The sequence below is a fragment of the Mycobacterium sp. ACS4054 genome (genome assembly GCF_001667275.1).
Taxonomy (GTDB): domain Bacteria; phylum Actinomycetota; class Actinomycetes; order Mycobacteriales; family Mycobacteriaceae; genus Mycobacterium.
In genome coordinates, this window is record NZ_LZHV01000054.1 from 69,826 (window position 1) to 93,746 (window position 23,921).

Below are 23,921 nucleotides of genomic sequence, written 5' to 3' on the forward strand. Positions count from 1 at the left end.
TCCGACAAGGCGGGCCTTGGCGACTCGCGCCACGATCGGTTATCCCCAGTGCCGCGTCCATGCACAACGGGGCCGAAGGCGACTAGCTGATGCGATCCGCCCTGGTGTAGACGTTCATCGAGTCCTCGCGCAGGAACGCCACCAGGGTAATCCCCGACTCCTCGGCCAGCGAGACCGCCAGGGACGACGGCGCGGACACGGCGGCGAGCACCGGAATCCCGGCCAGCACCGCTTTCTGCGTCAACTCGAAGGAGGCCCGCCCACTGACCAGCAACACCGAACCCGCCAGCGGCACCCGCCGATGTTCCAGCGCCCAGCCGATGACCTTGTCGACCGCGTTGTGCCTGCCGACGTCCTCGCGGACCGCCCACATCGTGCCGTCGACGCCGAACAGCGCCGCGGCGTGCAGCCCGCCGGTGCTGTCGAAAACCTTTTGAGCCGAACGCAATTGGGCGGGCATCGCCTCCAGCGTGCCCGCCGCGACGGTCGCGGTGTCGGCCCCTGGCGCGAAGCGGCCGATCAGGCGGACCGCGTCGAGCGACGCCTTGCCGCAGACCCCGCAGGACGATGTGGTGTAGAAGTTGCGCGTCACGTCGAGCGCCGGCGGCGCCACCCCGGCGGCCAGCGTCACGTCGAGCACGTTATAGGTGTTCGCGCCGTCGACGGCGCCGCCGCAATAACGGATGGTCTGCACGTCGTCGCGGCCCCCGATCACCCCCTCGGTGAGCAGAAAACCTTGCGCCAGTTCGAAATCCGCACCCGGGGTGCGCATGGTGACGGTGACCGCCGCGCCGTTGACCCGGATCTCCAGCGGCTCCTCGACGGCGAGGGTCTCCGGCCGGGTGGTCGCTTTCCCGGCGGTGAGATGCTTCACCCGCCGGCGCGCAGTTACGTGCCGCACTAGCCGATTTCACCGTCGCCCGGCAGCCGGAGCCTCACGCAGCCAAGGTACCGCGGTTGTCGGGCCGTCACACCGCCGACGCCAGCGCGGTCAGGGTCTCGGCCGAGGAGTGCACCGGCCGCCAGCCGAGCTGGGTGCGCGCTTTGGTGGTGTCCATGACCATCGACGTGCGCGCGGTGTGCAGCCACTCCAGCATGGACGGGACGAGCGGCACCCGGGACAGCGCGGCGGAAGCGGCCGCGGCCGCAACCGCCGGGACCCGCACCGGGCGGCCCCCCAGGGCGCGCACCACGTCGGCCACCGTCACGACGCCGTCCCCGGCGATGTTGTAGGCCCCGGGCGGCGCCGGCGCGGTGGCCGCCAGCGCGATCGCGCTCGCGACGTCGTCGTGGTGCACCAGCTGCAAGGGAAAACCCGGATCCGGGACGACCGGCTTCAGAATGGGCAGCGCCTTGACCAGGGCGCGCACCGGGCCGGGCAGCTGGTTCCACGGCATCGCGTCGGCCAGCACGGTGGCGTTGGGCCCGGCCACGATGCAGGGCCGCAACACGAACACCTCGAGCGGCGAGTCCTTGGTGATCTCACCGAGCGCCGCCTCACAGGCCGCCTTCTGCGCCGAGTAGTAGTGCTCCTCGGACCCTCGCGCCGGGACGTCCTCGGTCAGGGGGCTGGGGTTGTCGCCGTGGTAGCCGTATGCGGCCACCGACGACGTGTACACCAGGCGCCGCGTCCGCTCACTGGCGACCGTCGCCTCGAACACGTTGCGGGTGCCCTCGAGGTTGATGCGGGCGCTCTCCTCCCGCGAGCCCATGATGATGAAGGCCAGGTGGATCACCACGTCGGCCTGTGCCACCAGGGCGTCGACGGCCTCCCGGTCCAGGATGTCGCCCCGCTGGTAGGTGGTTTTCAGCCAGCCCCGCGACGCCGGGTCGAATGGACGGCGCGCCATCCCGATGATGGCGTCGACGGACGGCTCTCGCTCCAGCGCCGTCACCGCTGAGATGCCGATCTCTCCGGTGGGCCCGGTCACCGCGACGGTAATTCCCATCCCAAGGCTTTTTCCCGCCCGGGTCCCGACGAAACCACGGGTGGGCAACGTCACCGAGCGGCGGGCACGAACTCGTGACGTTTCCCGCGTCCGCGAGCGGATAGCCAAGACGCGTGGAATTCGTCGCAATCGCGCCGAACAGCGTGTGAGGCCCCGGTCGAAAGCCGATAATCTACGGCGATCGAACGAGGGGTCGGCTGGTCACGGCGCAGGAAAGAGGCACAGCATGGGGGATGAATCCACGGTCGCGGGCGGGCCGACGCCCGGCGGGGAGAAGGCCGACCCCGGCACGGTTTTCGCCGCCCTGGCCGAGATCATCTACCAGGGCTCGGACGCCGGTCAGATGTACGCGGCCATCTGCGTGGCGGCCACCCTGGTGGTCCGCGGGTGCGACCACGCCAGCCTGTTGGTGCGCGACGGCGACCGCTACATCACGGTCGGCGCGAGCGACCGGCTGGCCCAGCAGATCGACGAGCTGGAACGACGGTCCGGCGACGGCCCCTGCATCGACGCGATCGAGGAGGAAACCCCGCAGATCGACCCGGACCTGACCACGCCGTCGCTCTGGCCGGGACTGGCGAAGGTCCTGGTGGCCGAAACCCCGGTGCGCGGCGCGATGGGCTTCCGGCTGCTGGTGGACAAACGCAAGGGCGCCGCGCTCAACCTGTTCAGCGACACCCCCAACATGTTCGACGCCGAGTCGGCCGGGCGCGCGGCGGTGCTGGCGGCGTTCGCCAGCGTCGCCATCAACGCGGTCGCCAAGGGCGAGGACGCCACCAGCCTGCGCCGGGGGCTGCTGAGCAACCGCGAGATCGGCAAGGCGGTCGGCATGTTGATGCTGCTCCACGACATGACCGAGGAGCAGGCGTTCGACCTGCTGCGACGGCATTCCCAGGCGCTCAACATCAAGCTGGCCGACGTCGCGCGGGAGGTCATCGACAGGCGCGGCGAACTTCCGACGGCGGAAGACACGCAGCCGCCCGAGGGCGGCTAGCGCCGGCTATTCGGGCAGCCGCAGCTCGGGCTTTTCCACCTCTTCGATGTTGACGTCCTTGAACGTCACCACCCGCACCTGCTTGACGAAGCGCGCCGGCCGGTACATGTCCCACACCCAGGCGTCGGACAGGCGCAGCTCGAAATACACCTCGCCGTCGGCGTTGCGGGGCACCATCTCCACGCTGTTGGCCAGGTAGAAGCGCCGCTCGGTTTCCACGACGTAGCTGAACTGCCCGACGATGTCCTTGTATTCGCGGTACAGCGAGAGCTCCATCTCGGTTTCGTACTTTTCGAGATCCTCGGCACTCATCTGTTCAGACGTCCTTCTCGGAGAAACACTTCCGGGCGTTCCGCCCGGGGAATCCTGGTCCCATCTTTCCTCACCGACATCCGCCACGCGCGGGCGGAGGGTCCCCTTTGCATTCGGCCACCACGCGGCTGCCCGATCCCCCTGACCCTATGGCCACGCGCCGGACGTTGATGAACGAATGGCGGTGTTCGGGGCAGGGGCCGAGCTGTGTCAGCGCCGTGCTGTGCGCCGGTGTGCTGTAGCCCTTGTGTTCGGCGAAGCCGTATCCCGGGTGGTCGGCGTCCATGGCGACCATCAGCCGGTCGCGGCTGACCTTCGCCAGCACGCTCGCCGCGGCGATGCAGGCCGCCACCGCGTCGCCGCCGATGACCGGCAGTGACGGCACCGCCAGCCCGGGCACCCGGAACCCGTCGCTGAGCACGTAACCGGGCCGCAGCGGCAGGCCCGCGACGGCGCGGCGCATGCCTTCGATGTTGGCGACGTGCACGCCGCGGCGGTCCACCTCGGCCGGCGGTATGAACACCACGTGGTAGGCCAGCGCGTAACGACGGATCAGCGGGAACAGCCTCTCCCGGGCGCTCTCCGTGAGCTTCTTCGAATCATCAAGGGCGGCAAGGCTTTCCAGCCGCCCCGGCCCGAGCACGCAGGCGGCCACCACCAGCGGGCCCGCGCAGGCGCCGCGGCCCACTTCGTCCACGCCGGCCACCGGGCCCAGCCCGCTGCGGTACAGCGCCGACTCCAGCGTGCGCAGTCCCGACGACTTGCGGATCACCGTCCGCGGCGGCCACGTCGTGGCCATGGCTACTGATGCTGTTGCGGGTTCACCGAGGAGACGCCACCCCATCGCCCGGGCGGCCACACGATGAACCTCGCCTTGCCGATCACGTTCGACACCGGCACGGTGCCCGATGTCGGGTCGCCCGTGCACAACACGCCCTTGAGCGCCTCGGCCGGGACGCTGGTGCAGTGGGCACGCGAGTCCGCCGAGTGCGTCCGGTTGTCGCCCATCACCCACAGCCGCCCCTGCGGCACGGTGACCGGGCCGAACTCGCTGCCCAGGCAGGGGTACACCGACGGGTCGGCCATCATCGTGGCCGGATCCAGGTAGGGCTCCTTGAGCGGCTTGCCGTTGACCGTCAGCCCGGTGTCGGCCCGGCACTGCACCGTCTGTCCGCCCACCGCGATGACCCGCTTGACCAAGTCGTTCTCGTCGGGCGGCACGAAGCCGATGAACGACAGCGCGTCCTGCGCCCACCGCAGCGCGGTGTTGTTGGACCGGATCGACTTGTAGCCGAGGTTCCACGACGGCGGCCCCTTGAAGACGATGACGTCGCCGGGGCCGGGCGGGTGGAAGCGATAGGTGATCTTGTCGACCATGATCCGGTCGCCGACGCAGCCGGAGCACCCGTGCAGCGTGGGCTCCATCGACTCCGACGGGATCAGGTAGGGCCGCGCCACGAACGTCAGCATGACGTAGTAGAGCGCCACGGCGATGACGGCCAGCAGCGCGATTTCGCGCAGTGACGACCGCTTGGTTCGCTCCGGCGCGTCCGGACGTCCCGGTTCGGGAACCGTCGCGGACCCGCCCTCGGGCGGGTCCGGGATGCGGGTGGAGACCTTCGGCTCTGACTGGGCGGACGGGGGCTCAGGCGAGTCCGTGGGATCGGTCACGAGATCAGAGTAGCCAGCGCAGATTGTGGCGCGGTAAACCGACCGGGACTGCCGCCCGGCCGTGCCAGCTCAGCGCTTTTCCTTGATCTTGGCCTTCTTGCCGCGCAGCTCTCGGAGGTAGTACAGCTTCGCGCGGCGGACGTCGCCACGGGTCACCACCTCGATGTGATCGATGTTCGGCGAGTGCACCGGGAAGGTGCGCTCGACGCCGACGCCGTAGCTCTCCTTGCGCACGGTGAAGGTCTCGCGGACCCCGCCGCCCTGCCGGCGGATCACCACGCCCTTGAACACCTGGATGCGCTCCTTGGCGCCCTCGATGACCTTGACGTGCACGTTGATGGTGTCGCCCGGGCCAAAAACCGGGATGTCGTCGCGCAGCGACGCTTGGTCGACGAAGTCCAGGCGGTTCATCGTAAGAAGACACTTCCTTGCGGTCGCGGCCTGCGGCAACAGCCCTCGGGGCGGTCGCCAAGCCGATGGTTTGGGGCAACTTGGGCGTATCTCGCAGCAGGCGAGGAGCGGCCCGGCCGGCCGGCAACCGCTGGAGACAACTGGTCAATTGTGCCAGATAGGGCGGTTGCCACGAAAATCACAGCTTCCGAGGCGGTTCGCAGCGAGCCGAAATCGCTGGTGAATGGTACATATGACTGGGGTCAGAACGCCCTACCGGGCCCTGCGTGACGGCCGGGCAGGTGGCGCGACGAGCCCAGCGCCTGTGCACTCGGGCGCCCGGAGCCACGTCGGAGGAGAGGAATGCGCGTTCGGCCGCTGATGCTGTTCACCGCCACTGCGGCGGTGGCGTTGGTGGTGGCCGCCGGGTGCGAGGCAAAAGTGCAGGCCAAGGCCTACAACTTCCCGGTTTACGTCACCGGAGACCGCGGTCTGCGCCAACCCGCCCCGCAGGCGGCCCAGCTGATGCTCGAAGCGGTCAAGCCGCCGCAGCCGGAGCCGCAACTGGCGATCCCGGGCCCCGTCGGCCTGCAGGCGCGGGTGCAGCAGGCCACCGACGAGGCCGCCGCCGCCGGGGCCGCGCTGTCGGTCGCGATCCTCGACCGCAACACCCACCAGCTGGTCTCCACGGGCAACGGCCAGGTCATCGGCACCGCGTCGGTGGCCAAGCTGTTCATCGCCGACGACCTGCTGCTGCACGAATCCCAGGGCAAGGCCACGCTGAGCGCGGACGACCGGCAGGCGTTGGACGTCATGCTGCAGTCCTCCGACGACGGTGCGGCCGAAAGGTTCTGGGGTCAGGGTGGCGAGAACGCCATCATCACGGCGGTCGCGGCGCGCTACGGGCTCGCGTCGACCACGCCGCCCAGCGACGGGCGCTGGTGGAACACCATGAGCTCGATGACCGACCTGATCCGCTACTACGAGATGCTGCTCGACGGATCGGGCGGGCTGCCCGCCGACAAGGCGAAGGTCATCGTCGACGATTTGGCCCGGTCCACCCCGAACGGGCTCGACGGCTACCCGCAGCGCTTCGGCATCCCGGACGGTCTGTACGCCGAACCGGTGGCGGTCAAGCAGGGCTGGATGTGCTGCATCGGCAGCGACTGGATGCACCTGTCGACGGGCGTGATCGGCGCCGACCGCCGCTACATCATGGTGGTGCAGTCCCTGCAGCCCTCGGACGACGCCACCGCCCGCGACACCATCACCCGGGCGGTCAAGACGATATTTCCCGAGGGCCGGACCGACCCGCTGCGCCGCGGGCTCTAATCGGAGGGGTCCAGGAGCTCCGGGCGCCGTTCGCGGGTGCGCCGCAGCGAAACCTCCCGCCGCCACGCGGCGACGCGCGCGTGGTCGCCGGACAGCAGCACCTCGGGCACGTCGAGCCCGCGCCAGCTCGGCGGCCGGGTATAGCTGGGCCCCTCGAGCAGCCGGTCCAGGGCCGGCGAGTGCGAATCCTGTTGATGTGACGCCGGATTGCCGAGCACACCGTCGAGCAGGCGCACCACGGCCTCGATCATCACCACCGCCGCCGACTCCCCACCGGGCAGCACGTAGTCGCCGATCGAGACCTCTTCGACCCGCATCCGCCTGGCGGCGTCGTCGATCACCCGCTGGTCGATCCCCTCGTAGCGACCGCACGCGAACACCAGGTGCGATTCGGCGCTCCACCGCTGGGCATCGGCCTGCGTGAACAATCGGCCCGCGGGCGTCGGGACCACCAAAACCGTTGCATCCGAACAGATTTCGTCCAGCGCCTCGCCCCACACCGGGGCCTTCATCACCATCCCGGGGCCACCGCCGTAGGGGGCGTCGTCGACCGAGCGGTGCACGTCGTGCGTCCAGCCGCGCAGGTCGTGCACCCGCAGGTCGACCAGGCCCGAACCAATCGCCTTGCCGGGCAACGATTGCCGCAGCGGATCCAGGAAGGCCGGGAAGATGCTGACGACGTCGATCCTCATGCCAGATCCAGCAGGCCCTCGGGCGGATCGATCTCCACGACCCGGTCATCGAGCGACACCGACGTGACGATCGCGCCGACGAACGGCACCAACACCTCCCCGCCGTCGCCCCGGCGCACCGCCAGCAGCTCGCCGCCGGCGGTGTGCAGCACCTCGGCGACGACCCCGACGTCCCGGCCCGCCACGGTGCGCACGTGCAACCCTTCGAGCTGGTGGTCGTAGTAGGTGTCCGGCTCGTCGATGGCGGGCAGGTCTGCGGAATCGACGACGAACACCGTGCCGCGCAGCGCGTCGGCGGAATCGCGGTCGCTCACCCCGGCCAACCGCACCAGCAGCCGCCCGCCGTGTTCGCGCGCGCTCTCGACGACGAAGTCGCGTTCCCCACCGCCGCGAGATGCCTTGCCGCGCAAGGTGTTACCCGGCGCGAAGCGGGCGGCGGGGTCGTCGGTGCGAATCTCGACGACGACCTCGCCGCCGATCCCGTGCGCCTTCGCGACGCGCCCGACGGTCAACTCCAACGGAGTTCCATCAGCGCTACTGGTCGGTGTCCACCACGTCGACGCGGATGCCGCGGCCACCGATGCCGGCGACCAGCGTGCGCAGGGCGGTCGCGGTGCGCCCGCCACGGCCGATCACCTTGCCCAGGTCGTCGGGATGGACGTGGACCTCGACAGTGCGGCCTCGGCGGCTGGTCACCATGTCCACCCGGACGTCGTCGGGGTTGTCGACGATCCCCCGGACCAGGTGCTCCACCGCGTCAACGACGACCGTGCTCACGCCCGTCAGCTTTCGGTGCTCGGCGCGGCCTGCTCGCCGCCCTCGGCGGGGGTCTCAGCGGCGGGCTCGGCGGGGGCCTCAGCTGCGGCCTCGGCGGGGGTCTCAGCGGCGGCCTCAGGCTCGGCGGCCTTCGCGGCCTTCTTGGCCGGCGCCTTCTTCTTCGGCTTCGCGGCCTCGGTGGTGGGACCGCCCTCGGCCTCGGCCAGCGCGGCGTTGAACAGGTCGAGCTTGCTGGGCTTGGGCGGGGCGACCTTCAACCGGCCCTCGGCGCCGGGCAGGCCCTTGAACTTCTGCCAGTCGCCGGTGATCTTCAGCAGCTTGAGCACGGGCTCGGTGGGCTGAGCGCCCACGGACAGCCAGTACTGGGCGCGCTCGGAGTTGATCTCGATGAGGCTCGGGTCTTCCTTCGGGTGGTAGCGACCGATGACCTCGATGGAGCGACCGTCGCGGCGCGTGCGCGCGTCGGCGACGGCGATGCGGTACTGGGGATTGCGGATCTTGCCAAGCCGGGTGAGCTTGATCTTCACAGCCATGGTTAAGCGAATTCTCCTGTGTGTCACGCTGCAATTCAGCGATCGGGGCGGGATGCCCGGATCCGGTTTTGCCTCGAGTGTGATGACCGGGACGCGATCGTGATCGCGCCGCGGACGGACAGCCGCCCATTGTGCCAGACAGCCGTGCCCAAGCAGAAATTTGCGCTCAGTCGTCGATGTGCGTGGGTGGGTTACTGAATTCGAAACCCCATGGATGCAGGTCAGGACCCATCATGTCGCAGCGAGTGGCGCCGCGGGAACCCGCCCCACCATAGGCGGAGTAGAACACCACGCAGCGTTGCCAGGTGCCGTCCGGACCAACCGGTCCGTCACACCTACTGGCGGACAACCCGCCGTACAGGCAGCCGGCGCCGGCGGGTGGCGCCGAGACGATCAAGCCACCGGCCGTCAGGGCGGCAGCCAGTCCCCCGACGATGCTGCGCCTCATGGTGCCTCCCGTGCGAATGGCTGAGCCGGCTCGATCTTGCCGCGTCTACATGACCTTCTGGAACACCTTGGCCTCCACCCGGCGCGTCATCCGCCAGCCCTCGGCCGTGCGCAGGAACTCGTCGTCGTACCAGAGCCCGCAGAACAGCACCTGCTCCTTGTCGCCGCCGAGCACCATCGGGTTGAAGCAGATCACCCGCGACGAGGCCGTGTCGCCGTCGATTCGCACCGAGAAGTTGCCCAGCATGTGCGCGTACACCGGGAAGTTCGGCAGCACCTCCGACAGCCACTTCTTGACCTCCGGATAGTGGCCCTCGATGCCCCCGAGCGCGGTGTAGTCGATGTACGCGTCCGGGGTGAACACCTTGTCGAGGTCGTCGAATCGGCGCTGGTCAATGGCGGTCGAATAGTCGACCAGCAGCTGCTGGATCTCTAGGCGGTCGGAAATCTCGGCCAGGCTCAACATGCCTGGGACAGTACTGAAAATCCGCACCGCAGTGGCCCGGAAGTTAGACTTTCGGCCCATGCGAAAGCTCATGGCCTTCAGGGTCGGCGTCGCGGCCCTGCTCACGGTCGGTGCGTGCGGCGCCACCGCCCCCGCGTCGTGGGCCGACGCCATGCAGCCCGTCGGCTCGGTGCCGATCCCGGACGGCCCGGCCCAGACCTGGATCGTGGCCGACCTGGACAGCGGTCAGGTGCTGGCCGGACGCGACCAGAACGTGGCCCACCCGCCGGCCAGCACCATCAAGGTGTTGTTGGCGCTGGTGACGCTGGACCAGGTCAGCCTGGACTCCACCGTGGTCGCCGACACCGCCGACACCCAGGTGGAGTGCAACTGCGTCGGCGTCAAACCGGGCCACCTCTACACCGCGCGACAACTGCTCGACGGCCTGCTGCTGGTCTCGGGCAACGACGCCGCCAACACGCTGGCGCACCTGCTGGGCGGCCCGGAGGCGACGGTCGCCAAGATGAACGCCAAGGCAGCGTCGCTGGGCGCCACGAGCACCCACGCCTCGACGCCGTCCGGCCTGGACGGGCCCGGCGGATCGGGCTCCTCGACGGCCCACGACTTGGCCGTCATCTTCCGCGCCGCGATGGCCAACCCGGTGTTCGCCCAGATCACCGCCGAGCCGTCGGCGATGTTCCCCGGCGATCACGGCGATGTACCGATCACCAATCAGGACGAGCTGTTGGCGCGCTACCCCGGCGCGATCGGCGGCAAGACCGGCTTCACCGACGCCGCCCGCAAGACCTTCGTGGGGGCGGCCGCCCGCGGCGGCCTGCGGCTGGTCATCGCCATGATGTACGGCCTGGTGAAGACCGGCGGCCCGAGCTACTGGGACCAGGCGGCGACGCTGTTCGACTGGGGCTTCGCGCTCAACCCACAGTCCAGCATCGGCTCGCTATAGGCCCGCGCCCGGGGCGGCCGCGGACAGCAGCGTCATCAGCATCGGAATTCGTTGCTCGGCGATCTGCGGCTGCGGCAGCACCCCCTCCACCACCGCCGCGCCGTCGAACACGTTGGTCAGCACCGCCACGAGCACCGGGAAGGTGTCCTCTCCGAAATTCTCGGCGCCCGGCAGCGTGCGCGCGGCCTCGTGGATTTTCGTGGAGTACTGCCGCAGCTCGTGTTGCAAAGTGTCCCTGAGCTTTTCGTCGGTGCGCGCCGCGACCAGCAGTTCGTAGAGCACGGCGTTGGTGGGGGCGGCGGTGACGTCGCGCAGGATCGCCAGGGCGGCTTCGAGCGCCGGACGGTCCGGCGGTATTTCGGCGACCCGCTTGGTGAACGTCTCGAGCTGACGCCGCAGCACCTCGGACGCGGTGGCCGCCATGAAGTCGCCCATGGTCTCGAAGTGCCGGAACAGGGCGCCCACGGACACGCCCGCACGTTTGGTGATCACGGCGGCCGACGCCCGCGCGTATCCGACCTCGATGATGGTCTCGATGCACGCGTCAAGGAGCCGGCCGACGGTCTCCTCCCTACGCTGCTGCTGGGTTCTGGCCATGTCACACCCCGATTTTCAGCGCGCTCCGGCCCCGGTGCCGCTGGCCCGCGCGCAGGTATCGGCCCGATTTCACGGTTTGGCCGTAGCCGTCGCGGAATCGGCCCGCCCGGAAGACGACCGCGCCGCCGACACCGGTCGCGACGACGGCGTCGTCGTTGCGGTTGACCATGCGCCGCAGGCCCCCGTAGAAGGGCACCTCTTCTTCGTAGTAGCCCTCGACCGCGTCGTTGAGCCCGCTCGGGTCGATCACCACGAAGTCCGCGCGGTCGCCCTGGCGCAGCGTGCCGGCGTCAACGCCGAACCACTCCCCGAGCTCACCGGTCAGGCGGTGCACCGCCTGCTCGATGGGCATGAACGGCGCGCCGGCCCGGTAGGCGTCGCGGACCCGCTTGAGCAGCTTCACGGGGAAGTTGTAGAAGGCCATGTTGCGCAGATGCGCGCCGGCGTCCGAGAAGCCCATGTGCACGCTGCCTTCCCTGGCGAGCGCGTCCAGCAGTTTGGGCCGATGGTTGGCGACGGTGGTCGTCCACCGGACGTTGCGCTCGCCGTTCTCGACGAGCACGTCGAGGAAGGCGTCGAGCGGGTGCAGCTTGCGCTCGTCGGCGATGGCGCCAAAGCTCTTGCCGATCAACGATTTATCGGGGCATTCGACGATCACCGCGTCGTGGAAGTCGCGGTGCCACAACGACGGGCCGAGCTTGACGCGGTCGAACTCGCGCCGGAACTGGCGGCGGTATTCCTCGTCGGCCAGTAACTCGTTGCGCTCCAACTGATCCCGTAGGTGCAAGGCCGCCGTCCCGGCGCCGAACTCCTCGAAGACCGGCAGGTCGATCCCGTCGGAGTACAGCTCGAACGGCACCGGCAGATGCTGGAACCGCACGCTCGAGCCCAGCAGCTTGTTCAGCAGCCGGGTCCCCGGGCCGAAGACGTACACCGACAGTGGCATCGACTTGGCGTCGGCCGAAACCAGCATGCTCATACGAACGCCCTTGCCCCGGTTGAGGATTCGGCTGCTCGCCAGGAAGAACAGGATCCCGGTCGACGGCTTGGCCACGTTGGGCGCGCTCTGCAGAATGCGGCCGCGCTTGCGCAGCACCTTGATCAGCCTGCGCCGCTCGCGCCAGGTCGCGAAGGTGGACGGCAGCGCCCGCGACCGAAAACGCTCGCCGTCGAGCTTGTCGATGGGCGCGTCCATCCCCGACATGCCGAGCACGCCGGCGTCGAGCGCCTCTTCGAGCAGGGCCGCCATCTTCTCCACCTCGGCGTCGGTGGGCTTGACGGCGGCGTCGGTGGCCCGATCGAGCCCCAGCACTGCGGTCCGCAGGTCCGAATGGCCCAGCAGCGAGCCGATGTTCGGCCCGAGCGGCAAGGCGTCGATCGCCTTGATGTAGTCCGCCGCGGTGGACCACGTCTTGTTTTGCAGTGCGCCGTAGACGAATTCGCGCGGCACGGCCTCGACGCGGCTGAACAGGTCGGCGGCGTCCTCGGAGCTGGCGTAGACCGTCGACAGCGAGCAGTTTCCCAGCAACACGGTGGTGACCCCGTGGCGCACGGACTCCCGCAGGCCCGGGTCCAGCAACACCTCGGCGTCGTAGTGCGTGTGCACGTCGATGAAGCCGGGGACGACCCACTTGCCGGCCGCGTCGATCACCTCGGGGCAACCCGCCTCGTCCAGCGGCGCGTCCGACACCGTGGCCACGACGCCGTCGCGGATACCCAGCGTGCGGGTCCGCGGCGCGGCGCCGGTCCCGTCGAACCACAGCCCGTCACGAATGATCACGTCGTAAGCCACTTTTTCCTCCAGGTCGTCGTGGTGGAACCGACCGTAACATAGATAGCAAGCACTCGCAATCTTTTTGCCAGGGCGTGTCGCCCTCCCCCGTCTACGCCTGCGGGCGGAACACCCGGCCGCGCAATATCACCAGGTCAGGGCGGCGAAGCACGGCCGGGCCGGAGCGCGGGTCGTCGGCGAAGCACAGCAGGTCGGCTGGCGCGCCGTGGTCTAGCACCGGGCGCCCCAGCCATCCGCGGGCGTCCCAGCACGCCGCGCCCAGCGCCTCGGTCGGGCCCATCCCGATGCGCTTGAGCGCCTCGACCTCGTCGGCGATGCGTCCGGGCGCGACCATGGTGCCGGCATCGCTGCCGGCGTAGATCGGCACGCCCGCCTCGCGGGCCGCGGCAATCCGGTCCAGACCGCGGGCGTGCAGGTCGCGCATGTGGGCGGCGTAGACCGGGTACTTCGCGGCGGCCGCCTCGGCGATGCCGGGGAAGTTCTCCACGATGTTGACGAGCGTCGGGACCAGGACGGTGCCGTGCTCGAGCATCAGCGCGACGGCCTCGTCGGTGAGGCCGGTGCCGTGCTCGATGCAGTCGATGCCGGCCTTGATCAGGCCGGGCAGCGCGTCCTCGCTGAAAACGTGCGCGGTCACCCGCGCGCCATGGGCGTGCGCGGTCTCGATCGCGGCCTTGAGCACGTCGTCGGACCACAGCGGGGCGAGATCGCCGACGCTGCGGTCGATCCAGTCCCCGACCAGCTTGATCCAGCCGTCCCCCCGCTTGGCCTCCTCGGCGACCGCCTGCGGCAGCTGCCATTCGTCTTCCAGTTCGCGCGAGAAGCCCGCCGCATAGCGCTTGGGCCGGGCCAGGTGCTTGCCGGCGCGGATGATGCGCGGCAGATCGTCGTGCTCGTCGAGGCTGCGGGTGTCGGTGGGTGAGCCGCAGTCCCGCAACAGCAGCGCGCCGACGTCGCGTTCGATTTCGGCCTGGGCGATCGCGTCGTCGATCGGGATCTCGCCGTGCTCGCCGAGGCCGACGTGGCAGTGGGCGTCGACGAGTCCGGGCACGATCCAGCCTTGAAACCCAGACGAGCCGAAGACGGTGTCGGCCCCGGCCACGGGCTCGGTGCTGATGCGCCCGTCGACGACCCACAACTCGGTTGGGGTCTCGTCGGGCAGCCCGACACCTCGCACGTGCAGGCGCACGGCGCGGCTAGTCCCGATGGTGACGACCCGCTTCGCCCGGCTTCGCCGCGCTCGCGATCGTCACTAGTTCTTGCCCGGGTTGCCCGGGAACTTGAGCTTGGACAAATCGAAATCAGCCAGCCCGGGCGGCAGCTCGTTGAGCCCCTCGGGCATCTGTGACAGGTCGGGGAACCCGGCCGGCATGCCCGGCATCGGTGCGCCGAGCGGGTTGCGGTTCTTGGGCGGCGTCGGGCCGCGTCCGCCCTTCTTGCCCTTCTTGCCCTTGCCGCCCTTGGCCTTTCGGGTCGCCGACTTGCGGCCCATGCCGGGGATGCCCATGCCGCCCAGCATCGACGACATCATCTTGCGGGCCTCGAAGAAGCGGTCGACCAGCTGGTTGACGTCGGACACCGAGACGCCCGACCCGTTGGCGATGCGCAGCCGCCGCGAGGCGTTGATGATCTTCGGGTCGGCCCGCTCCTGCGGCGTCATGCCGCGGATGATGGCCTGCAGGCGGTCGAGTTGCTTGTCGTCGACCTGGGCCAGCGCGTCTTTCATCTGGCCGGCGCCGGGCAGCATGCCCAGCAGGTTGCCGATCGGGCCCATCTTGCGGATGGCCAGCATCTGCTCGAGGAAGTCCTCCAGCGTCAGCTCGCCGGTGCCGATCTTGGCGGCGGCGGCCTCGGCCTGCTCGGCGTCGAAGACCTGCTCGGCCTGCTCGATCAGGCTGAGCACGTCGCCCATGCCCAGGATGCGGCTGGCCATCCGGTCGGGGTGGAAGACGTCGAAGTCCTCCAGCTTCTCGCCGGTGGAGGCGAAAAGGATTGGCACGCCGGTCACCTCGCGGACCGACAACGCGGCGCCGCCGCGGGCGTCACCGTCGAGCTTGGTCAGCACGACGCCGGTAAAGCCGACGCCCTCGCGGAAGGCCTCGGCGGTGGTCACGGCGTCCTGACCGATCATCGCGTCGAGGACGAAGATCACTTCGTCGGGGTTGACGGCGTCGCGGATCGCGGCGGCCTGGCTCATCAGCTCCTCGTCGATGCCCAGCCGGCCGGCGGTGTCGACGATGACGACGTCGTGGTGCTTGGCGCGCGCCTCGGCCAGGCCCGCCGCCGCCACGGCGACGGGGTCGCCGGGACCGGATTCGGGCGACTCGCCGGGATGCGGCGCGAACACCGGGACGCCGGCGCGCTCGCCGACGACCTGCAGCTGATTCACCGCGGCGGGCCGCTGCAGGTCGCACGCGACCAGCAGGGGGGTGTGGCCCTGCCCCCGCAGCCAGGCGGTCAGCTTGCCGGCCAGCGAGGTCTTACCGGAACCCTGCAGACCGGCCAGCATGATGACCGTCGGCGGCGTCTTGGCGAAGGCCAGCTGGCGGGTCTCGCCGCCCAGGATGCCGATCAGCTCTTCGTTGACGATCTTGACGACCTGCTGCGCCGGGTTGAGGGCCCCGGAGACCTCCGCGCCCCTGGCGCGGTCCTTGATCCGGGTGACGAACGCGCGCACCACGGGCAGCGACACGTCGGCTTCCAGCAGCGCCAGCCGGATCTCGCGGGTGGTGGCCTCGATGTCGGCGTCGGTCAGTCGACCCTTGCCACGTAGTCCCTGAAGGGCACCGGTCAACCGGTCGGACAGCGATTCAAACACCCCGCCAGCCTAGTGGTACTGCAAGCGCGGCGAAGCCGGGCGCAGCAGGTGCCACTAAATCGGACCTAGTGGTACTGCGAGCGCGGCGGCCCGTCGACCGCGACACTGAAACCACGCACACGACACGCCGAAGAACGTGTGCGTGGTTTCAGTCTCGAGGAAGCGGCGCGCGGGCTTGAATGGCCTCATGCTCGAGGTGATCGACAAGGGAGCCTGCAGCCCGGACCATCCGGTGCCGCTGCTGTTCGTGCACGGCGGGTGGCACGCCGCGTGGTGCTGGGACGACGGTTTCCTGGACTACTTCGCCGACGCCGGCTACCGCGCGGTCGCGATGAGCCTGCGCGGGCACGGCGCCAGCCCCACCGACAAGCCGCTGCACAAGGTTTCGATCGAGGACTACCTCGACGACGTCCGCACGGTCGCCGACGACCTGGGCGGTTCCCCGGTGCTCATCGGCCATTCCCTCGGCGGCTACACGATCCAGCGCTACCTCGAGGACCACACCGCCCCGGCCGCCGTGCTGGTGGGCTCGCTGCCGCCGTCGGGTGTGCTCGGGGCCTCGCTGCGCGTCTGGCGGCGCCGTCCGTGGATGACCGTGCACTCGTTCAACGACCCCACCTTGGTCAGATTCCTGCGCACGCAGAAGCTGGCGCGCGGGTACCTGTTCTGCGCGGACACGCCCGAGCACATCGTCGAACCCTGTTGGCACCGCTCCGGCCCGGAGAGCATCCGCGCGGCGATGACCGACCCGATGTTCCGCAGGGTCAAGACGCAGCGGGTGACGACGCCGATGCTGGTGCTCGGCGCCACCCACGACGGCTTCGTCAGCGTCGGCGCGGTGCGCGCCACGGCGCGCGCGTACGCGACCGAGGCGGAATTCTTCGACATGGGGCACAACATGATGCTCGAGCCGGGCTGGGCCGACGTCGCCCGACGCATCGACGCGTGGCTGGTGGCGCGCGACCTGGCCGGCCGGGTGGGATAACCCGCTCGAGTCGTTGCTGCGCCGAAAAGCGTTGGCGTGCTAGATTTCACAGCCACCGCTCAATCACGCCGGCCTCGTCGAAAACTGCACCATGGGGGGAAATGTCCGTGCAACCGGTCGCTCGCACGGACGCCGGCGTCGACGACAGCGGCCGGGCGCTGCGCGGGTGGCAGCGCCGGGCGTTGGTGAAATACCTGGCCGCCCAGCCGCGCGATTTCCTGGCCGTCGCGACCCCGGGCTCCGGCAAGACGACGTTCGCGCTGCGGGTGGCCGCCGAGCTGCTGAGCCAGCGCGCCGTCGAGCAGATCACGGTCGTGGTGCCCACCGAGCACCTCAAGGTGCAGTGGGCGCAGGCCGCGGCGCGGCACGGCATCGCCCTGGACCCGAAGTTCTCCAACTCCAACGCCCACACGTCGGGCGAGTACCACGGCGTCATGGTCACCTACGCTCAGGTCGCCGCGCACCCGACGCTGCACCGGGTGCGCACCGAACAGCGCAGGACGCTGGTCGTCTTCGACGAGATCCATCACGGCGGGGACGCCAAGACCTGGGGTGACGCGATCCGCGAGGCCTTCGGCGACGCCACGCGCCGGCTCGCCCTGACGGGCACGCCGTTTCGCAGCGATGACAGCCCGATCCCGTTCGTCGCCTACGAATCGGGCGCCGACGGGGTCCGGCGGTCGCGGGCCGACCACACCTACGGCTACGCCGAGGCCCTCGCCGACGGGGTGGTCCGGCCGGTGGTGTTTCTGGCCTATTCCGGGGAGGCGCGCTGGCGCGACAGCGCCGGCGAGGAGCACGCCGCGCGGCTCGGCGAGCCGCTGACCGCCGAGCACACGGCGCGGGCCTGGCGGACGGCGCTCGACCCGGCCGGGGAATGGATGCCGGCCGTCATCGCGGCCGCCGACCAGCGGCTGCGCCAGAAGCGCGCGCACGTGCCCGACGCGGGCGGCATGATCATCGCCTCCGACCGCACCGCCGCCCGCGCCTACGCCGCCCTGCTGACCCGGCTGACCTCGGAGGCGCCGACGGTGGTGCTGTCCGACGATCCCGGATCGTCCGCTCGTATCAGCGATTTCGCCGCCGGCAGCAGCCGCTGGCTGGTCGCCGTGCGGATGGTCTCCGAGGGCGTCGACGTGCCCCGGCTCTCGGTCGGCATCTACGCCACCAGCGCCTCGACCCCCCTGTTCTTCGCGCAGGCCATCGGCCGGTTCGTGCGCTCGCGCCGGCCCGGCGAGACCGCGAGCATCTTCCTGCCGTCGGTGCCCAACCTGCTGCAGCTGGCCAGCGAGCTGGAGGCGCAGCGCAACCACGTGCTCGGGGAGCCGCACCGCCCGGACGAGGATCCCCTCGACGGCGATCCCGCCACCAGGACGCAGACCGAGAAAACCGAAACCGACAACGGCTTCACCTCGTTGGGCGCCGACGCCGAGCTGGATCAGGTCATCTTCGACGGCTCGTCCTTCGGCACCGCGGCCCCGGCCGGCAGCGACGAGGAGGCCGACTACCTCGGCATCCCGGGCCTGCTGGACGCCGAGCAGATGCGCGCGCTGCTGCACCGCCGCCAGGACGAACAGCTCCAGCGACGGGCCGCGCAGGGGGTGCCGGCCGCGGTCTCCGCGCCGCCGTCGATGCACGGCCAGCTGCGCGAGCTGCGCCGCGAGCTCAACACGCTGGTGTCGGCCACGCACCACCGCATCGGGAAGCCGCACGGCTGGATCCACAGCGAGCTACGCCGCCGGTGCGGGGGCCCGCCGATCGCCGCCGCGAGCCGCGAGCAGATCCAGGCCCGCATCGAGGCCCTGCGACGGCTCAACGCCGAGCACTCCTGAACTAGTCGCCGACCGGCTCCTGCAGCACCTCGACCGCGGGGCCGCCCAGCACGCCCAGCAGGTTCTGCTCGATCGCCGCCCGCGCCTCCTGTTCGGCGTTCGCATCCACCGTCACGCAGAAGACGTCGGCCGCCGTCGACCCGAAGGTGTTCACCTTGGCCCAGGCGATGTCGGCGCCGGCGCGTTCCAGCGCACTGGTCAGCAACGCGAGCAGCCCCATGCGGTCCATGGCGCGCACCTCGAAGAGCAACTGGCCGGCCGTCGCGGTGTCGAGCCAGAGGATGCGCGGCGGGGCGGTCGACCGGGTGACGGGAACACCGGCCTGAATCTCGCCGGCCCGCGCGGTGGCGGCGCTGACGGCGTCGCTGTCGCGCCTCTCCAGCGTCCCGAGGACATCGAGGTCGCCGGCCAGCGCGCCGTTGAATTGCTGGCGCAGCAAGCCCGATTCGGGCGGCGAGCCGAACACCGGCGACACGACGAACTCGACGATCGCCACGCCCTCGTGAATGTTGGCCAGCGCCGAGTGAATCCGCAACGAGTTCAGCGCCAGCACCGCGGCGGCCTTCGACACCAGCCCACGCTGGTCCGGCGCGAGCATCACCGCGGTCAAGCGCTCGCGGTCACCGGGTGTGATCTCCACATGCACACCGCCCGCGGCCGCCAACGAAAGATAATGCGGCGCAACCGGTTCGGCTTCCGGAAGCGGCTCCCCCGCCATCACCAACCGGCAACGACGGACGAGCTCCTCGATCAGCGACGCCTTCCAGTCGCTCCACACCCCGGGCCCGGTGGCCTTCGAATCCGCCTCGGCCAGCGCGTGCAGCAGCTCGAGCAGCTGCGGGTCCCCGTTCAGGGCCGCGGCCACCGACTCGATGGTCTTGGGGTCGTTGAGGTCGCTTCGGGTGGCCGTGATCGGCAGCAGTAGATGGTGGCGGACCATGCCGGCGAGCGTCTCGGTGTCCTGGGCCGACAAACCGAGCCGCTCGCCGATCGGGATCGCCAGATCCGCGCCGAGCACGCAGTGATCGGTGCCGCGGCCCTTGCCGATGTCGTGCAGCAGGGCGCCCAGCGCAAGCAGGTCGGATCGCGCCACGCGGGTGGTGAGCGGGGCGGCGTTGACGGCGGTTTCGACGATGTGGCGGTCGACGGTCCACTTGTGCGAGACGTCGCGCGGCGGCAGGTCGCGCACCGCGTCCCATTCGGGGAAGAGGCGGCCCCACAACCCGGTTCGGTCCAGCGACTCGATCGTGTTCACCGTCGTCGGTCCCGCCAGGAGCACGACCAGTAGGTCGTCCAGCGCCTCCCGCGGCCACGGCGACGGCAAGTCGCCGGCGCTGTCGGCCAGCCGCTTGAGCGTGCCGGCGCCGATGGGCAGGCCGGTGTCCGCCGACGCGGCCGCGACGCGCAGCACCAGCCCGGGATCGGTCTGGGGGTGGGCGTCGCGGGCGAGCACCACCTCGCCGTCGTACTCGACCACGCCTTCGTCCAGCGGTCGCCGCCGCGGGCGCCGCACCAAAGCGCTGAAGCCGCGTCGCGGCAGCGCGTTCTGCGCGGTCCGCAGCCCGGTCTCGGCGTGGTAGGCGATGGTGCGGCTGGCGCTGGACAGCATGCGCGACAACGCAAATCGGTCCCCGATGCCCAGCGCGGCGCTCACCTCGTCGGCGAACTGCGCCAGCAGTTGGTCGCGGCCGCGGCCCGATACCCGGTGCAATTCGGTGCGGACGTCGAGCAACGCCAGGTATGCGGCGTCCAGCGAGCCCCCCGGCGCGTCCGGGTGGCCCATGCCGTGGCGGTCGATGAGCTGCGCGATGCCGAGCGCGTCGAGCAGTTGGACGTCGCGCAGCCCGCCGCGACCGGACTTCAGGTCCGGCTCGGCCCGCTGCGCGATCCGCCAACACCGTTGCCAGCGTTCGTAAGTCATCGCGACGAGCTCGTCCATCCTGGACCGGATCGCGCTGCGCCACTGGCGCCGCGCCCCGTCGATCAGCTCCGCCGACAGCTGCGCGTCGCCGGCGATGTGACGCGCGTCCAGCATGCCCAGCGCGGCCACCAGGTCGCTGTTGGCGACGCCCAGGGCGCCCGACACCGTGCGCACGCTGTGGTCGAGCCGAACGTTGGCGTCCCACAGCGGATACCACAGCCCGTCGGCGACCTGGCGCAGCGCATCATCAGACTTGTTGTCGTGCAACAACATCAGGTCGAGATCGGAATACGGCAGCAGCTCGCGGCGGCCCAAGCCGCCGACCCCGACGACCGCGAAGCCGCTGCCGTCGGTGATGCCGATCTCGCCGGCCTTGGCGACCAACCAGGATTCGTGGAGCTCGAGCCAGGCCTTCCGCAGTTCCGCCGCACCCAGCTCGCGCCCCTCGGACAGCAGTAGGCGCCGGGAGGCAGCCAAATCGCTTGCCCCGCCGGCGCTTCCTGTTCCTGCTTGGGATGACTGTGGGTTTGTCATACCTTCCCGGCCCGTCCGGCCCGGTTCAGCGACGTCCCGCCACGGTCAGAGGGCATCGGTCCCGCGTTCACCCGTGCGCACCCGCACGATGGTTTCCACGGGGCTGACCCAGACCTTGCCGTCACCGATCTTGCCGGTGCGCGCCGCCCGGACGATGCTGTCCACGACCTTGTCCACGATGGAATCGTCGACCACCACCTCGATGCGCACCTTCGGCACGAAATCCACCGAGTATTCGGCACCCCGGTAAACCTCGGTGTGGCCCTTCTGGCGTCCATACCCCTGAACTTCGCTGACCGTCATCCCCAGGATGCCCGCGTCCTCGAGGCTGGTCTTCACGTCATCGAGGGTGAACGGCTTCACGATTGCGGTGACTAGCTTCATGCCTGCTCTGCCTCCACTTTGTCGCCCACTCGATCCTCCTCCAGACCGTTGCGGTCATCCACCGGAATCCGCGCGGCCGGGAGAACGGACCCTTGCCCACCGATCGTTCCGAAATCGTAACCGCTCTCCGCGTGCTCGGCCTCGTCGATCCCGTTTGATTCTTCCTCGGCGCTCACACGCAGCCCGATCGTGTACTTGAGGATCAAGGCCAGGATCAGCGTGACGATGCCGGAGTAGAAGAGGACGGCGAACGCACCGACCGCCTGCCGCTCCAGCTGGGCCCAGCCGCCGCCGTAGAACAATCCCTTCGACACCCCGGTCACGCCGTTGATGGCCGTGGACTCGGGCGCGGCGAGCAGGCCCACCAGCAACGTGCCCGCCAGACCGCCGATCATGTGCACGCCGACCACGTCGAGCGAGTCGTCGAAGCCGAACTTGAACTTCAGCCCGACCGCCAGCGCGCACACCACTCCGGCCACCGCCCCGACGACGATCGCGCCCAGGATGTTGACCGACGAGCAGGACGGCGTGATCGCCACCAGCCCGGCGACGATGCCGGACGCCGCACCCAGCGTCGTGGGCTTGCCGTCACGGATGCGCTCGGTCAGCAGCCACGCCAGCATGGCCGTGGCCGTGGCGACCGTGGTGGTCATGAACGTCGCCCCGGCCGAGCCGTTGGAGCTGGTCGCCGAGCCGGCGTTGAACCCGAACCAGCCGAACCACAGCAAGCCGGCGCCGAGCATCACGAAGGGCAGGTTGTGCGGCCGGAACAGCGTCGTGGGCCAGCCGCGGCGCTTGCCGAGGACGATCGCCAGGGCCAGGCCCGCCACACCGGAGTTGATATGGACCGCTGTCCCGCCGGCGAAGTCGATGGCGTGCAGTTTGTTGTTGATCCAGCCGCCGTGCTCGGAGGCGAAGCCGTCCGCGGCGAACACCCAGTGCGCCACCGGGAAGTACACCAGCGTCGCCCACAGGCCGGCGAACACCAGCCACGCGGTGAACTTCAGCCGGTCGGCCACCGCACCCGAGATCAGGGCGACGGTGATGATCGCGAACATCAGCTGGAAGGCGACGAACACGGTGGCGGGCATCGTGCCGGCCAGCGGGATGTCGACCTGCGCGACGCCCTTGCTCGGGTCCGCCTTGACGGCGTTGCCGCCGATAAGCTTTGCCAGCCCCCAGTAGTCGCTCGGCTTGCCGACCACGCCGCCGACGTCATTGCCGAACGACATCGAGTAGCCGTAGAGCACCCAGAGCACGGTGACCACGCCCATCGCGCTGATGCTCATCATGATCATGTTGAGCACGCTTCTGGTGCGCACCATGCCGCCGTAGAAGAACGCAAGGCCTGGCGTCATCAACAGCACTAGCGCGGAACTCGCCAACATCCAGGCGGTATCGCCGGTATCGGGTTGGCCCAATTGCGGGAATGCCACTCGCTCACCTCCGGTCGGACATGAATGGCCGTCAGGCGACGCCTGTGACCTGATCCAGAACCTTGCGAGATGGTTGTTTCCGCAGTGGGGCCACCGTGTTTCGGCGGTATTAACGTCCCGCGCTGCGTGTTAGGGGTTTCAGCCGAGCAGGGCGTCGACGAAGGCACCCGGCTCGAACGGCGCGAGGTCGTCGGGGCCCTCCCCGAGCCCGACCAGCTTCACCGGCACCCCGAGCTCCTGCTGGACGCGGAATACGATGCCGCCCTTGGCAGTACCGTCGAGCTTGGTCAGCACGGCGCCGGTGATCTCGACCACTTCGGCGAACACCCGCGCCTGGGCCAGCCCGTTCTGCCCGATGGTGGCGTCGAGCACCAGCAGCACCTCGTCGACCGCGGCGCGTCGTGTTACCACGCGTTTAACCTTGTCGAGCTCGTCCATCAGCCCGACCTTGGTGTGCAGCCGCCCGGCGGTGTCGATGAGCACGACGTCGGCGCCCGCGGCGATGCCCTTGTCGACGGCGTCGAAGGCCACCGATGCGGGGTCGGCGCCCTCGGGCCCGCGCACCACCTCGGCGCCCACCCGGGAGGCCCAGGTCTGCAGCTGGTCGGCCGCGGCGGCGCGGAAGGTGTCGGCGGCGCCGAGCACGACGCGTCGGCCGTCGGCGACCAGCACGCGCGCCAACTTGCCGACGGTGGTGGTCTTTCCGGTGCCGTTCACGCCGACGACCAGCAGCACCGACGGGTGGTCGGCGTGCGGCAGCGCGCGGATCGAGCGGTCCATCTCGGGGTGCAGCTCGCGGATCAGCACGTCGCGCAGCACGGCCTTGGCGTCGGCCTCGGTGCGCACGTCGCTGCCGGCCAGGCGGGCGCGCAGCTGCGACATCACCGAATCGGTGACCACCGGGCCCAGGTCGGCGACCAGCAGGGTGTCCTCGACGTCCTGCCACGCGTCCTCGTCGAGATCACCACCGCCGATCAGGCCCAGCACGCCGCGTCCCAGCGCGTTCTGCGAGCGGGCCAGCCGGCCGCGGAGCCGCTCCAGCCGCCCTTCGGGCGGGGCGATGGCCTCGATCTCGGGGGCGGCCGGCGCTTCGGGGGGCGCGGGCGCCTCCGCGAT

Annotated in this window: 24 protein-coding genes and 1 pseudogene; 5 read left to right on the top strand and 20 right to left on the bottom strand. The window is 70.0% G+C overall.

Annotated elements, in window-relative coordinates:
* Positions 1 to 82: 82 nt before the first annotated feature.
* Positions 83 to 901: a formate dehydrogenase accessory sulfurtransferase FdhD gene (fdhD, locus tag A5730_RS15260; RefSeq protein ID WP_067901826.1), complete on the bottom strand. Its 819-nt coding sequence runs from the start codon at positions 899 to 901 to the stop codon at positions 83 to 85.
* Between the two features lie 67 nt (positions 902 to 968).
* The gene (locus A5730_RS15265; protein ID WP_067901828.1) at positions 969 to 1,949 is read right to left on the bottom strand and encodes an NAD-dependent epimerase/dehydratase family protein; all 981 of its coding nucleotides are present in this window, start codon (positions 1,947 to 1,949) and stop codon (positions 969 to 971) included.
* Between the two features lie 226 nt (positions 1,950 to 2,175).
* On the opposite strand from A5730_RS15265, the gene A5730_RS15270 reads away from it, so the two are divergent.
* A complete protein-coding gene (locus tag A5730_RS15270) occupies positions 2,176 to 2,943 on the top strand; it encodes a GAF and ANTAR domain-containing protein (protein ID WP_067901830.1) in 768 nt (255 codons plus the stop codon).
* A 6-nt stretch (positions 2,944 to 2,949) separates the two neighbouring features.
* Here A5730_RS15270 and A5730_RS15275 read toward each other — a convergent pair whose 3' ends face one another.
* From A5730_RS15275 to rplS, 4 genes and pseudogenes are all read right to left on the bottom strand, one after another.
* On the bottom strand, positions 2,950 to 3,255 hold the full coding sequence (locus A5730_RS15275) for a DUF2469 domain-containing protein (RefSeq protein WP_007171389.1): 306 nt from the start codon (positions 3,253 to 3,255) through the stop codon (positions 2,950 to 2,952).
* 36 nt (positions 3,256 to 3,291) lie between these two features.
* A pseudogene (locus tag A5730_RS15280) lies at positions 3,292 to 4,054 on the bottom strand (ribonuclease HII); the annotation flags it as partial.
* A gap of 2 nt (positions 4,055 to 4,056) precedes the next feature.
* Positions 4,057 to 4,926: a signal peptidase I gene (gene lepB, locus A5730_RS15285; RefSeq protein WP_067901833.1), complete on the bottom strand. Its 870-nt coding sequence runs from the start codon at positions 4,924 to 4,926 to the stop codon at positions 4,057 to 4,059.
* Positions 4,927 to 4,995: 69 nt separating this feature from the next.
* Positions 4,996 to 5,337 carry a 50S ribosomal protein L19 gene (gene rplS / locus A5730_RS15290; RefSeq protein WP_055403251.1) on the bottom strand — a complete coding sequence of 114 codons (342 nt, stop codon included), beginning with the start codon at positions 5,335 to 5,337 and terminating at the stop codon, positions 4,996 to 4,998.
* A gap of 342 nt (positions 5,338 to 5,679) precedes the next feature.
* Here rplS and A5730_RS15295 point away from each other — a divergent pair, with 342 nt between their 5' ends.
* Positions 5,680 to 6,648: a hypothetical protein gene (locus tag A5730_RS15295; protein WP_067901836.1), complete on the top strand. Its 969-nt coding sequence runs from the start codon at positions 5,680 to 5,682 to the stop codon at positions 6,646 to 6,648.
* Here A5730_RS15295 and trmD read toward each other — a convergent pair.
* The 6 genes from trmD to A5730_RS15320 all read right to left on the bottom strand — a co-directional run bounded on the left by trmD (position 6,645) and on the right by A5730_RS15320 (position 9,563).
* Positions 6,645 to 7,340 carry a tRNA (guanosine(37)-N1)-methyltransferase TrmD gene (trmD, locus tag A5730_RS15300; protein WP_067901838.1) on the bottom strand — a complete coding sequence of 232 codons (696 nt, stop codon included), beginning with the start codon at positions 7,338 to 7,340 and terminating at the stop codon, positions 6,645 to 6,647. The two genes, A5730_RS15295 and trmD, sit on opposite strands and share 4 nt — an antisense overlap.
* Positions 7,337 to 7,858, bottom strand: coding sequence for a ribosome maturation factor RimM (gene rimM / locus A5730_RS15305; protein ID WP_067901840.1), 522 nt, complete (start codon positions 7,856 to 7,858; stop codon positions 7,337 to 7,339). The genes trmD and rimM overlap by 4 nt, the downstream gene beginning before the upstream one ends.
* 16 nt (positions 7,859 to 7,874) lie before the next feature.
* Positions 7,875 to 8,117: an RNA-binding protein gene (locus A5730_RS15310; protein ID WP_003878715.1), complete on the bottom strand. Its 243-nt coding sequence runs from the start codon at positions 8,115 to 8,117 to the stop codon at positions 7,875 to 7,877.
* A gap of 5 nt (positions 8,118 to 8,122) precedes the next feature.
* Positions 8,123 to 8,650: a 30S ribosomal protein S16 gene (gene rpsP, locus A5730_RS15315; RefSeq protein ID WP_067901842.1), complete on the bottom strand. Its 528-nt coding sequence runs from the start codon at positions 8,648 to 8,650 to the stop codon at positions 8,123 to 8,125.
* A 166-nt stretch (positions 8,651 to 8,816) separates the two neighbouring features.
* Positions 8,817 to 9,098 (bottom strand): hypothetical protein, encoded by a 282-nt coding sequence (locus A5730_RS24385; protein ID WP_082946848.1) that lies wholly within the window; start codon positions 9,096 to 9,098, stop codon positions 8,817 to 8,819.
* A gap of 45 nt (positions 9,099 to 9,143) precedes the next feature.
* On the bottom strand, positions 9,144 to 9,563 hold the full coding sequence (locus A5730_RS15320) for a nuclear transport factor 2 family protein (RefSeq protein WP_055403257.1): 420 nt from the start codon (positions 9,561 to 9,563) through the stop codon (positions 9,144 to 9,146).
* 58 nt (positions 9,564 to 9,621) lie between these two features.
* Here A5730_RS15320 and A5730_RS15325 point away from each other — a divergent pair, with 58 nt between their 5' ends.
* Positions 9,622 to 10,506, top strand: coding sequence for a D-alanyl-D-alanine carboxypeptidase family protein (locus A5730_RS15325; protein WP_067901845.1), 885 nt, complete (start codon positions 9,622 to 9,624; stop codon positions 10,504 to 10,506).
* Here A5730_RS15325 and A5730_RS15330 read toward each other — a convergent pair.
* From A5730_RS15330 to ffh, 4 genes are all read right to left on the bottom strand, one after another.
* Entirely contained in the window at positions 10,501 to 11,103 is a 603-nt protein-coding gene (locus A5730_RS15330; RefSeq protein ID WP_067901847.1) for a TetR/AcrR family transcriptional regulator, read from the bottom strand. The two genes, A5730_RS15325 and A5730_RS15330, sit on opposite strands and share 6 nt — an antisense overlap.
* Position 11,104: 1 nt before the next feature.
* Positions 11,105 to 12,955, bottom strand: coding sequence for an amidohydrolase family protein (locus tag A5730_RS15335; protein WP_156745818.1), 1,851 nt, complete (start codon positions 12,953 to 12,955; stop codon positions 11,105 to 11,107).
* A 31-nt stretch (positions 12,956 to 12,986) separates the two neighbouring features.
* Positions 12,987 to 14,084, bottom strand: a complete 1,098-nt coding sequence (locus tag A5730_RS15340) for an amidohydrolase family protein (protein WP_067901853.1) — start codon at positions 14,082 to 14,084, stop codon at positions 12,987 to 12,989.
* 63 nt (positions 14,085 to 14,147) lie between these two features.
* A complete protein-coding gene (gene ffh, locus A5730_RS15345) occupies positions 14,148 to 15,713 on the bottom strand; it encodes a signal recognition particle protein (protein ID WP_067901855.1) in 1,566 nt (521 codons plus the stop codon).
* A gap of 187 nt (positions 15,714 to 15,900) precedes the next feature.
* Here ffh and A5730_RS15350 point away from each other — a divergent pair, with 187 nt between their 5' ends.
* The gene (locus tag A5730_RS15350; protein WP_067901862.1) at positions 15,901 to 16,698 is read left to right on the top strand and encodes an alpha/beta hydrolase; all 798 of its coding nucleotides are present in this window, start codon (positions 15,901 to 15,903) and stop codon (positions 16,696 to 16,698) included.
* 101 nt (positions 16,699 to 16,799) lie between these two features.
* Positions 16,800 to 18,530 carry a DEAD/DEAH box helicase gene (locus A5730_RS15355; protein ID WP_067901864.1) on the top strand — a complete coding sequence of 577 codons (1,731 nt, stop codon included), beginning with the start codon at positions 16,800 to 16,802 and terminating at the stop codon, positions 18,528 to 18,530.
* A 1-nt stretch (position 18,531) separates the two neighbouring features.
* On the opposite strand, the gene A5730_RS15360 is transcribed toward A5730_RS15355, so the two are convergent.
* The 4 genes from A5730_RS15360 to ftsY form a co-directional block, all read right to left on the bottom strand.
* Complete coding sequence (locus tag A5730_RS15360; protein WP_067901867.1) at positions 18,532 to 20,985, bottom strand: [protein-PII] uridylyltransferase; 2,454 nt, start codon at positions 20,983 to 20,985, stop codon at positions 18,532 to 18,534.
* A gap of 45 nt (positions 20,986 to 21,030) precedes the next feature.
* Complete coding sequence (gene glnB / locus A5730_RS15365; protein WP_055404843.1) at positions 21,031 to 21,369, bottom strand: nitrogen regulatory protein P-II; 339 nt, start codon at positions 21,367 to 21,369, stop codon at positions 21,031 to 21,033.
* Positions 21,366 to 22,757 (bottom strand): ammonium transporter, encoded by a 1,392-nt coding sequence (locus tag A5730_RS15370; protein WP_067901892.1) that lies wholly within the window; start codon positions 22,755 to 22,757, stop codon positions 21,366 to 21,368. Before A5730_RS15370 ends, glnB begins: the two co-directional genes overlap by 4 nt.
* Positions 22,758 to 22,943: 186 nt before the next feature.
* A partial coding sequence (ftsY, locus tag A5730_RS15375; protein ID WP_067901869.1) for a signal recognition particle-docking protein FtsY occupies positions 22,944 to 23,921 on the bottom strand: 978 nt, incomplete at its 5' end.

What these genes read in the sequence shown, in the direction of transcription:
- A5730_RS15265 (WP_067901828.1), bottom strand. Translation starts at nt 1,949, where the DNA reads ATGGGAATTACCGTCGCGGTGACCGGGCCCACCGGAGAGATCGGCATC.
- A5730_RS15270 (WP_067901830.1), top strand. Translation starts at nt 2,176, where the DNA reads ATGGGGGATGAATCCACGGTCGCGGGCGGGCCGACGCCCGGCGGGGAG.
- A5730_RS15275 (WP_007171389.1), bottom strand. Translation starts at nt 3,255, where the DNA reads ATGAGTGCCGAGGATCTCGAAAAGTACGAAACCGAGATGGAGCTCTCG.
- rplS (WP_055403251.1), bottom strand. Translation starts at nt 5,337, where the DNA reads ATGAACCGCCTGGACTTCGTCGACCAAGCGTCGCTGCGCGACGACATC.
- A5730_RS15295 (WP_067901836.1), top strand. Translation starts at nt 5,680, where the DNA reads ATGCGCGTTCGGCCGCTGATGCTGTTCACCGCCACTGCGGCGGTGGCG.
- trmD (WP_067901838.1), bottom strand. Translation starts at nt 7,340, where the DNA reads ATGAGGATCGACGTCGTCAGCATCTTCCCGGCCTTCCTGGATCCGCTG.
- rpsP (WP_067901842.1), bottom strand. Translation starts at nt 8,650, where the DNA reads ATGGCTGTGAAGATCAAGCTCACCCGGCTTGGCAAGATCCGCAATCCC.
- A5730_RS24385 (WP_082946848.1), bottom strand. Translation starts at nt 9,098, where the DNA reads ATGAGGCGCAGCATCGTCGGGGGACTGGCTGCCGCCCTGACGGCCGGT.
- A5730_RS15320 (WP_055403257.1), bottom strand. Translation starts at nt 9,563, where the DNA reads ATGTTGAGCCTGGCCGAGATTTCCGACCGCCTAGAGATCCAGCAGCTG.
- A5730_RS15325 (WP_067901845.1), top strand. Translation starts at nt 9,622, where the DNA reads ATGCGAAAGCTCATGGCCTTCAGGGTCGGCGTCGCGGCCCTGCTCACG.
- A5730_RS15330 (WP_067901847.1), bottom strand. Translation starts at nt 11,103, where the DNA reads ATGGCCAGAACCCAGCAGCAGCGTAGGGAGGAGACCGTCGGCCGGCTC.
- A5730_RS15350 (WP_067901862.1), top strand. Translation starts at nt 15,901, where the DNA reads ATGCTCGAGGTGATCGACAAGGGAGCCTGCAGCCCGGACCATCCGGTG.
- A5730_RS15355 (WP_067901864.1), top strand. Translation starts at nt 16,800, where the DNA reads ATGTCCGTGCAACCGGTCGCTCGCACGGACGCCGGCGTCGACGACAGC.
- A5730_RS15360 (WP_067901867.1), bottom strand. Translation starts at nt 20,985, where the DNA reads ATGACAAACCCACAGTCATCCCAAGCAGGAACAGGAAGCGCCGGCGGG.
- glnB (WP_055404843.1), bottom strand. Translation starts at nt 21,369, where the DNA reads ATGAAGCTAGTCACCGCAATCGTGAAGCCGTTCACCCTCGATGACGTG.
- A5730_RS15370 (WP_067901892.1), bottom strand. Translation starts at nt 22,757, where the DNA reads ATGTTGGCGAGTTCCGCGCTAGTGCTGTTGATGACGCCAGGCCTTGCG.